The sequence below is a fragment of the Vibrio penaeicida genome (genome assembly GCF_030689305.1).
In the GTDB taxonomy this organism is placed as follows: Bacteria; Pseudomonadota; Gammaproteobacteria; order Enterobacterales; family Vibrionaceae; genus Vibrio; species Vibrio penaeicida_B.
In genome coordinates, this window is record NZ_JAUYVM010000012.1 from 96,509 (window position 1) to 109,362 (window position 12,854).

At 45.1% G+C, this 12,854-nt stretch carries 12 protein-coding genes and 1 pseudogene; 8 read left to right on the plus strand and 5 right to left on the minus strand.

Going from position 1 to position 12,854, the window contains the following annotated elements; translation table 11 throughout:
• Positions 1-17: 17 nt before the first annotated feature.
• The 7 genes from Q8W40_RS18800 to Q8W40_RS18830 all read left to right on the plus strand — a co-directional run bounded on the left by Q8W40_RS18800 (position 18) and on the right by Q8W40_RS18830 (position 7,469).
• The gene (locus Q8W40_RS18800; protein ID WP_305399351.1) at positions 18-1,541 is read left to right on the plus strand and encodes a glycoside hydrolase family 32 protein; all 1,524 of its coding nucleotides are present in this window, start codon (positions 18-20) and stop codon (positions 1,539-1,541) included.
• 211 nt (positions 1,542-1,752) lie between these two features.
• On the plus strand, positions 1,753-2,811 hold the full coding sequence (gene fba / locus Q8W40_RS18805; protein ID WP_305399353.1) for a class II fructose-bisphosphate aldolase: 1,059 nt from the start codon (positions 1,753-1,755) through the stop codon (positions 2,809-2,811).
• Between the two features lie 168 nt (positions 2,812-2,979).
• Positions 2,980-4,062: a sugar ABC transporter substrate-binding protein gene (locus Q8W40_RS18810; RefSeq protein WP_126609253.1), complete on the plus strand. Its 1,083-nt coding sequence runs from the start codon at positions 2,980-2,982 to the stop codon at positions 4,060-4,062.
• Between the two features lie 112 nt (positions 4,063-4,174).
• On the plus strand, positions 4,175-5,035 hold the full coding sequence (locus tag Q8W40_RS18815) for a PfkB family carbohydrate kinase (protein WP_305399355.1): 861 nt from the start codon (positions 4,175-4,177) through the stop codon (positions 5,033-5,035).
• Entirely contained in the window at positions 5,032-5,685 is a 654-nt protein-coding gene (locus Q8W40_RS18820) for an AAA family ATPase (protein ID WP_305399356.1), read from the plus strand. Before Q8W40_RS18815 ends, Q8W40_RS18820 begins: the two co-directional genes overlap by 4 nt.
• Entirely contained in the window at positions 5,686-6,435 is a 750-nt protein-coding gene (locus Q8W40_RS18825) for an ATP-binding cassette domain-containing protein (protein WP_305399357.1), read from the plus strand.
• A gap of 41 nt (positions 6,436-6,476) precedes the next feature.
• On the plus strand, positions 6,477-7,469 hold the full coding sequence (locus Q8W40_RS18830) for an ABC transporter permease (protein ID WP_305399358.1): 993 nt from the start codon (positions 6,477-6,479) through the stop codon (positions 7,467-7,469).
• Between the two features lie 105 nt (positions 7,470-7,574).
• Here the strand turns inward: Q8W40_RS18830 and Q8W40_RS18835 are convergent, their stop codons facing one another.
• The 5 genes and pseudogenes from Q8W40_RS18835 to Q8W40_RS18855 all read right to left on the minus strand — a co-directional run bounded on the left by Q8W40_RS18835 (position 7,575) and on the right by Q8W40_RS18855 (position 12,252).
• On the minus strand, positions 7,575-8,087 hold the full coding sequence (locus Q8W40_RS18835; protein WP_305399442.1) for a GNAT family N-acetyltransferase: 513 nt from the start codon (positions 8,085-8,087) through the stop codon (positions 7,575-7,577).
• A gap of 27 nt (positions 8,088-8,114) precedes the next feature.
• A pseudogene (locus tag Q8W40_RS18840) lies at positions 8,115-8,756 on the minus strand (lysophospholipid acyltransferase family protein); the annotation flags it as partial.
• Positions 8,757-8,768: 12 nt separating this feature from the next.
• Positions 8,769-9,701: a phosphatidate cytidylyltransferase gene (locus Q8W40_RS18845; protein ID WP_305399360.1), complete on the minus strand. Its 933-nt coding sequence runs from the start codon at positions 9,699-9,701 to the stop codon at positions 8,769-8,771.
• A gap of 1 nt (position 9,702) precedes the next feature.
• Positions 9,703-10,398, minus strand: a complete 696-nt coding sequence (locus Q8W40_RS18850; RefSeq protein WP_305399362.1) for a CDP-alcohol phosphatidyltransferase family protein — start codon at positions 10,396-10,398, stop codon at positions 9,703-9,705.
• 156 nt (positions 10,399-10,554) lie between these two features.
• Positions 10,555-12,252 carry an RluA family pseudouridine synthase gene (locus tag Q8W40_RS18855; protein ID WP_305399364.1) on the minus strand — a complete coding sequence of 566 codons (1,698 nt, stop codon included), beginning with the start codon at positions 12,250-12,252 and terminating at the stop codon, positions 10,555-10,557.
• 229 nt (positions 12,253-12,481) lie between these two features.
• Here Q8W40_RS18855 and Q8W40_RS18860 point away from each other — a divergent pair, with 229 nt between their 5' ends.
• Complete coding sequence (locus tag Q8W40_RS18860) at positions 12,482-12,835, plus strand: YciI family protein (RefSeq protein ID WP_305399366.1); 354 nt, start codon at positions 12,482-12,484, stop codon at positions 12,833-12,835.
• Positions 12,836-12,854: the final 19 nt, after the last annotated feature.

Consider the following 12,854-nt stretch of genomic DNA (forward strand, 5'->3'; position numbering starts at 1 on the left):
ATCGCACAGGGACGTATATGACATTCGACAAAAAGAAGCATCAAGATAAAATAAATCAAGTAGAACAGTATATTAGGAAACATAGTGCCGACATAAAGCAGCATCATTGGCGTGAACATTACCATTATCAAGCACCTGTAGGTTGGATCAATGATCCTCATGGTTTGGTTCAAATAGATGGGGTTTATCACCTGTTTTATCAGCATCACCCGTTTAGTGGAAAGTGGGGAACCATGCATTGGGGGCACGCAACCAGTAATGACCTAATTCATTGGGAAACGCTGCCAGAAGCTTTAGCACCAAGTGAAGATTATGATGGTTGGGGTGGCGGTGGCATCTTTACCGGAAGTGCCGTGAACAATGATGGAGAGCTCACTCTATTTTATACGGGCTGCGCTCAGGACAGACAAGTGCAATGTATGGCGACCTCGAAAGACGGTGTCAACTTTGACAAATACGATGGAAATCCAATTATTACCGACCCACCAGAAGGTATTAACCTCCATGATTTCCGTGATCCCAAAGTATGGAAACACGAAGGTAAGTGGTACATGGTTACCGGTGTTACTGATGGGGTTAGCGACTTAATTAACGCCTCTAACTACGAGACCAACGGGTTTGGTAAAGTGTGCATGCACCGATCTGACGATCTGAAAAAATGGGAGTTTGTTGGGTATTGTGTCGAGAGTCTTGGTGAGTTAGGTACCATGCTTGAGTGCCCGAACATGTTCAAATTAGGTGGAAAACACGTCTTAATGTATTCACCTATGGGACTTCAACAGCGACAAGCCATATATTTGGTTGGGGATTTGGATTACAAAACGGGCAAATTCCACTGGTCTGTTATGGGATCGGTTGACTGGGGCTTTGATTATTACGCACCTCAAGTATTCGATGATGAACAAGGACGAACTTTGATTCAAGCGTGGATCGGATCTTGGCCGTTTATGCCTTGGTGTGATGGGACCTATGACACTAGTGATCTCGGCTGGTATGGGAGTATTTCCCTACCAAGAGAAGTGTCACTTTGCCAAGATGGAAAATTGTCATTTAGACCGGTTTCTGAAGTGGAAATGTTGCGCCTTTCACCTAAGCGGTATAGCCAAATTGAATTGAGTGATGGCGAAAAGTTTGCTTTCACTGCAGGAGACAACATTCATTGTGAAATTCTTGCCGACATTGATGTATCCGCGAGTGAGTGTGAAAGCATTGTCTTTGAAATCCGCAGTAAAGGGGAGCAAAAAACGTTGATTGAACTTGACTTCAAGCGAGGAGAGTTGGCGTTTGATCGTTCTCAGTCTGGCAATATTTCTGCACTGCGCAGAACCTGCGCCTTAGAATCAACGAGAGACGATCAGTTAAACATACGAATTTTCATGGACAGTATTTCGGTAGAAATCTTTACTGATCATGGCAGAACGACAATGACCAACAACATTTTTTCAGATGAAACGAGCGATGGGCTTTATGTCTACGCTAAAAAAGGCAACGCAACGATTCGTTCACTCAAAACATTTGGAATGAAGAAGGTTTCAGAATAGAAAATCGAATAACGTATTAAATACCTTGTAGAAAGCCCTTTCCATTGATTGGAGAGGGCTTTTTCTTTGATATCTGTATCTCCCTTTACGATCTCTCTTGATTAAAAAACGATCTATTTCACAATTTGATAACTCATTAATTGTTTGGTGCAATTATATACCTTACATTTAATTGCAGGTAACAATTAAATGTAAGGTATATACGGAAATTATGGCTATAGTGACGTTAAGACAACTCTTGGACCACGCAGCAGAACACGATTATGGCGTGCCCGCATTTAATATCAGCAACATGGAGCAAGGGCTAGCGATAGTGAGAGCGGCAGCGAAATGCGATTCTGGTGTGATTTTACAAGCCAGTATCAATGCTCGGAAAAGCTACGCAGGTGACATCATGCTTTACAAAATGGTGACCGCCTTGTCAGAAATGTTTCCCAAAACACCCATCGTGCTTCATCAGGATCACGGCAACAGTGAGGAAACATGCTTGTCTGCCATTCGACATGGGTTTACATCCGTCATGATGGATGGGTCACTTGAGCGCGATGCTTCGACTCCTAGTGAATATCAGTACAACGTTGATATCACCCAACGCGTTTCCCAAATGGCACACTGGGTTGGGGCTTCTGTTGAAGGTGAGCTGGGTTGTATTGGCTCGCTAGAAACCGGCGAAGCAGAGGCAGAAGACGGGGCTGGGGCAGTAGGCAAACTAGAGTTAAGCCAACTTCTGACGGATCCCGACCAAGCCGTAGATTTCGTTGGAAAAACGCGTGTCGATGCGCTTGCCATTGCGTGTGGTACCAGCCACGGTGCTTACAAATTCAGCCGTAAACCCGATGGTGAAATACTCGCGATGAATGTGATTGAAGCCATTCATAATAAGCTCCCCAACACGCATTTAGTGATGCACGGCGCGTCGTCTGTACCACAATATCTACAGGATCTCATTAACGAATTTGGCGGAGAAATGCCTCAAACCTATGGGGTGCCGGTAGAGGAGATTGAGCGTGGGATCAAACTGGGAGTGCGTAAGATAAACATCGATACCGACTGCCGCATGGCAATGTCAGGTCGGTTTAGAAAACTCGCTATGCAAGAACCACTAGAGTTTGACCCCAGAAAATTCTTGCTGGCAGCCATGGAAGAATTAACAACCCTTTGCCTCAACCGTTTTGAACGTTTTGGGTGCGCGGGGCATGGTTCAAAGATTACGCCAATTTCGCTGGATGACATGGCGAGCCGATATGCGCATGGCGACCTTTCTCGCTAGTTATCTATCGATTAGTTAACAGCAGAAAACATTCATAAAACAGCATAGAACATCAGAGAACTCGCATTTGTGTTTAACCGTTGTACTCATGAATGCTTGAAAATGGGTGGTAATCATCCACCAAGTTTATTGGATGCCTAAGCATCGATACGTAGAAGGAACGAGGACATGAAAAAAGGAACGTTACTGAACATGGCAGTCGTCGCTGCTATTTCATCAACATTGTCATTACCTAGCTCTGCGGTAGAACCCAAAAAGGGATTACAAATTGCAGATTTAGGACAACCTGAAACCAATCCTTGGGTGATCAATCGCCATCGATTCGAGCGATGCGTCGCGGATGCGCTGGGAGTGAAATTAAACGAATTCGATGACCAAAACTCGGAAGAAAAGCACATTAGCCAAGCTGAGTCGATTATCGCTTCGCAACCAGATGGCGTTGTATTCAACCCATTAACATCCCCCGCGGGTCTGCAAGTTGCACGTTTACTCGAGCGAAATAAAACCCCTGGCGTCGCTGTAGGTCGTTTGGTTGTCAGTGACTACGATAGAGATTACCCCAATGGGAAGTACTTTATTGGGCAAGTGACTCAAAATAACACCACATGGGGTGAAGCTATTGCACAAGCCGCGGTGATCGCTGGTCATAAAAAAGTTGCCATGATTTGGAACCAAAAAGGCGTAACGTCGGCTGAGGAAATTTGGAAAGGCGCTGAAAGTGTATTTGAAAATCATTCGGATGTAGAAGTGATTGCAGAATCATGGGATCGACTTACCCGTGAAAACGGCATTAAGTACGCCGAGCAGTATTTAGCGCGTTTTCAAGAAGGTGAGTTAGACGCCATCATTGTTCTTGGCGCGGTTGCCGGTCTCGGCAGTCAATTCGCTATCGAACAAGCGAAACGAACGGACGTCTCGGTGATTACAACCGATATAGATGAACAAGTGGCTCAACACATCAAAAATGATCGTCTTGAGTTCAGTATCGGTGGTCACTGGATGGTTGGCGGTTTTGGATTAATCCAACTGTACGATTACCTTCACGGATTCCCTGTTGAAGATACACAACCCCTTTTCAGTTTGATTCCGGTAACAAAAGCCAACGTAGATACTTACTCTAACGGGTTACTCAATGGCTGTATTTTAAGCCCTGAAGACATTCGCAGTTTATCTAGGGTTTATAACCCTGACGCAAATCTCCCAGGATTTATCGACAGCTTCTCAAAAAGTTGGGAGCAATTTGTTAAGTAACTAAGGTCAACAGACCCTAGAGTTCAAGTCGTAGTTTTAGTCAGTCGTTTCATGGGATGAAGGCATCACGCCTTCTCCTCTGAAGACTAAAACCACACTCGGAGGAATCGAATTGAGTAACGTTTTATTTATTGGCCGTTCCACCCTCGACGTGATCAGCTTGGTATCGTCTTTCCCTAAGCCAGATTCAAAAGCAAAAGCAATCAGTAATTTCATGGGAGCTGGCGGATCTGCGTTGAATGCGGCGGTAACGTGCTCTTGGTTAGGAGCGAATGTGACACTGTTGACTTCGCTAGGTCGAGATTGCGCAGCGAAAGAGATTGTGGAAGCCGACCTCAAAGAACACAAGGTTAAGTACATCGATATTTGTGAAGAAGAGGCCTATCAAATTCCGGTTTCTTCCATCATTTCATCTGCCGATGATGCGGCAAGGCTCGTAGTGAATGCCGCGCAAGAAGAATGTAGGGATGTCAGCCATAATCTATCTGTATTTGAACAGCAATTTGATTTGGTCTTGATCGATCAATATGAACGCCACTTTGTTGAAAAGTATCAAGAAGAAATAAAAGGGTTAGGTTGCCCAATTGTGTTAGACGGGGGCAGTGAGAAGCCGTGGAGCGAGTTTTTTCTCAACTTAGCGGATATCCCTATTGTTTCTGAAAAGTTTAAGCCGTTGGGTGTGGAGTCGTACTTGAACGCTTTTAACGCTCCAGATAGCCATAGAAATGGGTTTGAAAATTGGGCGGTAACGTTAGGGCAAAAAGGTGTGAGGTATTCTAGCGATGGCAAGATCCATGAGTTGCCCGCTTGCGATGTTGATGCGGTAGACACGCTGGGCGCAGGTGACATTTTTCACGGGGCATTTTGCTATTTCTACGCAGAAAATCACGACTTTCTAAACGCATTAGAGCAAGCAAAGGTGATTGCTGCGAGAGCATGTACTCAGATGGGGACAAGGAGCTGGATGAAATGAACCATGCGATTATCCGAACCATCTGTGAAAAAGCGAAAAGAAATAGGGATGTCATCCTAGTTGGCATTAGTGGTGCACCTGGAGCCGGAAAGTCTACGTTAGCGTTAGCACTGGTGGACGCGCTAAATCATGAGCATGCGATAAGTGCACAATACTGCCCTATGGACGGCTATCACTTCACGAATCAGCAATTGCATGAGAAACAGCTAACGAAACATAAAGGACGAATCGATACCTTTGATGCTCAAAGCATGAAAAAAGATATCGACCGGCTGCGAAGTGAAGATAAGCCGTTTTACTGGCCGACGTATAGCCGAGAGCTGCACAACCCGATAAAAGAGGGCGTTGAAATCCGTAGGGAGACCCGTGTCTTTATCGTGGAAGGTAACTATATTTTTTTCAATGTAGGTGAGTGGCGATGCATTCGTGATGCGCTTGATTTAAAGATATTTATTGACGTTCCAAGAGATGTTTTGAAAAGAAGACTGATCGAGCGTCACTTAACTGGTGGGAAGAGTGAGCAAGAAGCGCAAAACAAAGTGAACAAAACAGACCTACCTAACGCTTCACTTATCTCATCCAGCTCATCTGCCGCTGACATAGTGATAGACCCTTTAGGCAAAGTGCTCGACCAACAAGGAGACAAATGAATGGATTCAACGAGTAAACCGATATTAGAAGTATCCCACGTGGCAAAATCCTTTGGTGGTGTTCACGCGTTTCGTGACGGATCTTTTGCTTTAAACAGTGGCGAAGTTCTGGCTGTTGTTGGCGCAAATGGAGCAGGAAAATCAACTCTGATTAAAATGATTTCGGGCGTTCACACTCCGGATACGGGAACCATATCTATAAAAGGGGTTCCCGTACCAAGGGCAGAGCATTCTGTGAAAACAATGCGCGAGTTAGGCATTGAAGTGGTGTATCAAGATTTGGCATTAGTGCCGAATATGAGCGCCCCCTACAACATGTTTTTAGGAAGAATCCCAACCAAGTTTGGCTTGTTTGTCGATGAAGAGGCAATGAAAAAGAAAACACGTGAAGCGCTGAAAATGCTTAACGTGACAACGGTTCAAAGCCTGACTCAACCGATATCAGAGATGTCCGGTGGGCAACAACAAAGCATTGCAATAGGGCGCGCTATCGCATGGGGAAAAGACATCATCATTCTTGATGAGCCGACAGCGGCGTTGGGGCCCAATGAGACGGAAGAGGTCGAGCGGCTCATTGAGCAAGTGAGAGACAATGGAACAGCAGTGATCTTGATTAGCCACAATTTGGATCAAGTGCTTCGTTTAGCCGACAGAATCATTGTGACCCATCACGGGGTGACATCGAAAGAGTTTGATAAATCAGAGATAACACTAGAACGGTTGATTAAAGCAATAACCGTTGGGGAATAAAAGGAATTAGGAATGCTTAAGTTATTAGGAGATCAACAGGCATGAGCGTAGATGTATCCACAAGGAATGCAGCGAGAATGGAGCTGCTGCGTTCAAATGTCCCTTTTATCTCCATTGTTTTGGTCATTGTACTGTTTGGAATCATCAGTGGTGACCGATTTCTTTCTGAACGTAACTGGACGTTTATTGCGCAGCAGTTACCTGTGTTAATGCTGTTGGCGTTTGCTCAATTGATTATTGTAACGACGGGTTCAATCGACATTTCTGTTGGTTCGAGCCTTGGTTTCAGTGCCTTTATTGGTGCAATGGGCATGATGTACTTCGGTGACGTTGGTTTAGTCCTTGGTGTTGTGGCCGGTATGTTTGTAGGTGCTATCAATGGTTTGATCATTTCTGTGCTCAAAATTCCGTCTTTTGTGACGACTTTAGCCATGCTGATTATATTGCGAGCGCTTCTGATCATTATTTCAGATGGAAGCTCAATCTACATTACTGAAAATGAGGTTCAAGGCAGCAGTGGTATTCGTTCGGTTTTTGCTCCGTGGCTATTAGAGCTAGGGCAATATCCTACGATTTTCATTGTGTCGGCGGTTATCGCGGTATTGATGTGGATTTTTTACCGTAAAACGGCGTTTGGTCAGCAACTCAAGGCATTGGGGGGGAATGAGGAAGTGTTATCTTTGGCTGGTGTCTCCGTTAATGTTGTGAAAGTCAAAGTCTTTGCGGCAGCCGGTTTCATGGTAGGTCTTGCAGCGGTTATTAACCTAGCGCGTTCTGGTGCTGCAACGCCCCAAGCAGGAATGATGATGGAGCTCGATGCCATTGCTGCGGTTGCTTTGGGCGGAACCTTGTTAACTGGGGGCCATGGCAGCGTTGTAAAAACAATCATTGGCGCTCTCATACTTACGGTCGTTTCAAACGGGCTGACCATTGCGGGCGTGCCTCCTTCATGGAGCGAGGTGGCTCGTGGTGCGCTGCTGATTGTCGCAATTGCTATTTCATTGGATCGCAAGAAGATTGGTATTGTTAAGTAAACTAAGCTTTAAGTAAACCAAGCGTTAAGTAAACCAAGCCAAGATGAATCTGAGGCGGCTTTAACAGCCGCCTCAGATTTTTTATGATTAACGTTCTTTTTGAGATTAAAGCTCAGTTTTTAAAATCGCGTACAGGTATTCATCCCACCACTCGCCGTCTTCTCGGTGAACACACTCTTTAAAGTGACCTTCGCGTCGCATGCCCAGTTTCTCCATTAATCGATAAGAGGAGGTATTCTGTGGCTGACACGTTGCGATCACTCTGTGTACGTTCCCTTTAGAAAACCCATAGTCGATCAGCGCTTGAGCAGCTTCAAAGGCGTATCCGTTTCGTTGGTGGTCGCAATGGATAACCCAGCCAATCTCAAAGGTGTATTCGTTAAAACATGGGTGAAAGATCATGTGCCCAACCACCTTACCACTTCCTTTTAATTCAACCGCATAGGTTGTGGGCGTGCCGTTGATTTCTTGTTCTAGCCATTCATCCATTTTTTGTGCGTCCAACGCACCTTCAGGAAGGTAGCGCGCAACGTCTGGGTTGGTTACGTAGTGCGATACATCTTGTTTATCAGCAAGCTTGATTCGACGAATGGTTAACCTTTCGGTGTTGAGCTTTATGTCCGGCTGATTGAATTCAAGATCTTTGGATTTGTCGCGAGTTAAGCAATGCTCAGAAAGGTCGGTGAAAGACACAATGACATTATCAAGAAACTCATCTGCGGAATGACTGGTAGGTAAAGCTTCTCCAATTATGCAATCGCAATTAAATGGAACAGGGATTTTGCTGCCTTTCGGCATGGCTTTTCCTAGCCCGTGCATCAAAACCGGTATCACCTTTATATGGGCATGTTGCTCAACCAAATAGTATATGCCTTTCTTCAATTCACTGAATTCTTCAGGGCTCCCGCGGCTGCCTTCAGGAAAAAGAATTAAGGTGTCACCATTGTCGAGTGCTTTATGGCATTCATCAAAAAGGGCATTTTTATCGGTATTGCCTTTTCTATCTAACGCTAAAATTCCGATACATACACTGGCAAACCAAGCTTTGAATCCGCCTTGCTCCAAGAAATAATCGGCGGCAGCGACAGGGCGAATTTTATGTATTCGATTGAGAGGGAATAGGCTCATCAATACGAGTGTATCGAGATGGCTGTTGTGATTGGCGATAACAACACAGCCTTCGGTTTTAGGAAAATTATCACGCCCACGTACGTTTAGCCCGATCACAATGAGAACAAAGGGCTTTACGACCAAGGCAAAAAAGAGCACTTTAACGAATCGATTCATGTGTGTGCCCTCTTAATAGTGCAAGTAATACAGTAAATGGAAAAAGAGCGGCGAGGTAAAAGTAAGGCTATCTAGCCTATCAAGAATACCGCCGTGTCCTGGAATAAGGGTGCCACTGTCTTTGATCTGTAGATCACGTTTTACCGAGGAGATAACCAGATCGCCAACAAAACCCGAAAACGCAATCAATGCACCAGCTAATAAGCCTTGTGCATGTGAGAACGGGGTAAGAAAAGGCGCGATAGCGGCACTCATTAATGAAATGGTTGCAACCCCACCAATAAACCCTTCCCATGTTTTATTTGGGCTGACTTTCGGCACAATTTTTCGTTTGCCAAACGACTTACCCCAAACGTATTGCGATACGTCATTTAACTGCGTCATAAACAGCAAAAACAGAATCGGACCAATATGACCAGCGTCTACATTCTTAACCGGCAGCACCAACAAGTAAGCGATGTGGCTGATACACAGCACGGTTAACATCATTGCCCAGTGAATAACGCCAGCAGAATGGATAAACCCTTTGGTTTCGCCCAGTAACACCATGCGCATCGGTAAGAACAAAAATACGTAGACGGGGATAAAGATGAGGAACATTCCATACCATTCATACCCGACCCACAAGTATTGCAGTGGAATCGCAATGTACGCCCACAAAATGACGCGTCTATCGGTTAGACGGGTAGGGATGATGGAAAGGAACTCTTTCAAGGCGAGAAAGCTCACAAACCCAAAAAAGGCGATAGCGGCGTTTTTGCTGAGTATTAAAACGAAAAAGACCAAGCCTATGATCCACCACCAAGAGGTAATTCTTTGGCTCAGTTCGGTGTAGTCTTTTTCTGGGTGTTTGAGTTTTTTGAACCAGCATACGGCACTGCCCAAGCACAATAATGCCAAAACCAGAACCATGACATAAAACGAATATTGCGGAACTCCGAACATATTAGCTCTCTGTACCTGATTCTAAGAAAACATAAGCCGCGCGTGCTCGTCTAACAATGGTAATCACGCAGCCTAAAACAATCACAATGAGTGTGGCGAGTAGAATGCTGCCTTGTGGGAACCAAAGGTGCTCCCAGATCGTCGCGATTGAAGCCAGAGTCACTAACGCCATGCGGTGCTGCTTTGCCATTGGTCCGCGAAAATCACTTTTGCTGCCAATACTGGTGGCGAGTGTTCGAACGTAAGCAGTAAAGACAGCCAGTAACGCCGCTGCCCAGCCTAAATGCATAGCATAAGGAAAGAAGGCGCTTAGGTGGAATCCAAGCGCGATAAAGATAAAGGAATCCGCAACGCGGTCTGGAATGTCATTGAACAGTTCACCAGAAGGCGTACTTTTTCCACCTTCTACCGCAACCATGCCATCAAACAAATTACAAAGCAGTCGACATTGAATAAACAGAGCGGTTAAAACAAGCAATGTATTTGGGATGAATGCACTAGCCGTTTCTGCGTATTCGTAAGCGAACGGGTAGGCACTTAAGCAGATGGCGGATAATGCGGAAAAAACGACACTGCCTATGGAGATTTGGTTCGGAGTAATGGATTTCCCAGCTAACCAAGCGGCAATTCTTTTACTGAATCCGGCTTGGCGCACCTTCAATGGGCGACGACCTTCAACTTCTTCGTTTGACGACACGTGATCTTCCCTGTAATGGATTTAGGTCTTTAAAGTGAAAGGAATTATAATCACTTCATTGCACAATCACGTAGCGCCTTGATCTCAAATACCTAATTTTTTACAAAGTTGAGAATGCCATTCCTTTAAATCAATAGGATCTGTTTTTTTACAGAATCAAAAATCGGCATCGACTTGAAATGTCATCGGCTCTTTCGTGTACGGGTGATCAAACGACAGCCACTCTGCATGCAGGTGTAAACGGTTGGCTTTTGTGCCATACAAATCGTCGCCAACAATCGGCATAGCCAAGCCAAGATGGTGGGCACAATGCACTCTCAATTGATGGGTCCTGCCTGTTTTGGGATAAAGCCGCACTTTGGTTTTACCCGAGTTTACCGAAACCACTTCCCATTTCGTTTCTGCCGCTTTTCCGTGTTCGTAGCACACGAGCTGTCTTGGTCTGTCGTCTGGATCGCCTCTCAGCGGCAGGTGAATATCGCCAGCGGGAGGAGTAAGCTCGCCTTCAATCATGGCGACATAACGTTTTTGTACGTGGCGGGTAATAAACTGCTTTTGAAGGCTCTTATTGGCGCGTCTGGTAAGGGCAAACACCAAAATACCCGAGGTCGACATATCAAGCCTATGGATAACAAAAGGCCCTTCTGCGTCAGGGAATTGCTGTTGAAGCCTATGGTAAACCGAATCTTGAATAAAGCGCCCGGGTACGGAAAGAAATTCAGCCGGTTTGTGCACCACAACGATGGCTTCGTCTTGATAGAGAATATCAATCTCTTTACCTTCTGCTGGGTTTTCAAGTAATGGGTTATCGTCTAATTCCATGCCTTCCAGCATATGCCCTAGAATGGGATGGCATTTGTTCTGGCAAGCTGGGTAATATTTTTTGTGCTGGCGCACTTCAGATTTAGGCGATACGCCCCACCAAAATTCCGCCATAGCGAGCGGCTTTAAGCCATGGGCAAACGCGTAGTGCAAGAGTTTAGGAGCAGCACATTCACCGGAGCCAGCTGGTGGGATTGGGTTACTGGTTGCGGCAAAGATATCCAGCAGCGATTTCATGTCTCCGGATTGATTCAAAAATCGATACTGGTCGAACAGTTTGTTTTGCAACTTGGCAGACAACACTTTGCGTTTTTCCATCAGAGACTCAAGCTGAAGGGTGAAGCCATCGAGTTTCGCTTGAACTTGGTAGATGCGTTGTTGCCATTCCAGCTTCAAGTATTTTTGTTTGTTCTTCTCTGCAACGCTTTGTTTGCCTAATTCTTCAATCAATATGGAAAATGCACTTTGATCTAACGTGTTTTCTGAAGCGGCTAACTCTGCTTCTTTTCGCTGTATTTTTCTACTCGCTCTACCTGCAATCATGAGTTGGCGATGCGCCTCTATTTCCTCATCTCGCTGGCTTTGTAATACGTTGATGGATGCTTTAAGTGAAGTAATATCAGGGTTCGACTTTAGTTCTGTTACTTGACTATTGATCTGCGTGACTTCTTCCAATTCATCTTGGTAGAAGCTGTCTTCAGAGAGCATATCGAATACCGGAGGTACAAACCCCGTTAATAGATTTTGATCCGCAATTTTGCCAGAAAAGGCAGATAGAAAGCCGATCTCCGACTGCTCTGTTTCTACCAGAAGCACACCAAACATTTTCCCTTTTCCGGGGGCTTCATCTCCTTCTAAACCAAAGTTATGTTGCCATTCGCTTTGAGTTTGCAAGTGTCGTTGAAGCTGTTCCGCGGCCAAGACGCAAAGCGGGTGGGGCTCGTAGTAAAACGGAAACGTAAAACGCTCTGGAAGCGAGTAAGCCTCGGTAGACGATTCAAAAGAAGTGAAACAACGCGGCGCCTTCGACATATTGGCTTATATACTCAAGTAGTAAGGGAGCGGTGAATTTTACGGATTTAGGTTAAAAAGTCATGTCCGAAATTGTTATCAATTTAACCTTATGAAAAGTCGAACCTTTTTAAAAAGATAAAAATAGTTCGAAAAAAGTGTCCCTCAACTCAAAAGCAGTTCGTCTAGGTAGTAACTAACCAATTATGAGTTAGTTCAAACAACAAGTTTTTTAACAAGGAGAAATAGAATGAGCAATTACATGTTGATTTACGTAGGTGGCGATCCGGAGTGGGCACAAAATACAACACCAGCAGACATGGAAACCGCTATGCAGGCATGGACTGATTGGATGGAAAACCTCGGTGCAAAAGGTCAGTTAGTCGAAGGGGGGGACCCGCTTAACTATGGTGGAAAACGCGTTGATTCAGCAGGCGTTGTCACCGACATCGCGGCGAGTGAGTTTAAAGAACTGGTTTCTGGTTACTCTATTGTTAAAGCGGAAAGCTTTGATGAAGCGGTTGAAATCACCAAGACGTGTCCGATTTTCAATCACCCTGGTTGCTCGGTCGAAGTGCGAGAAATCATGGAAATGGGTGGATAAAGAGCTGTCTCTTTGAGCT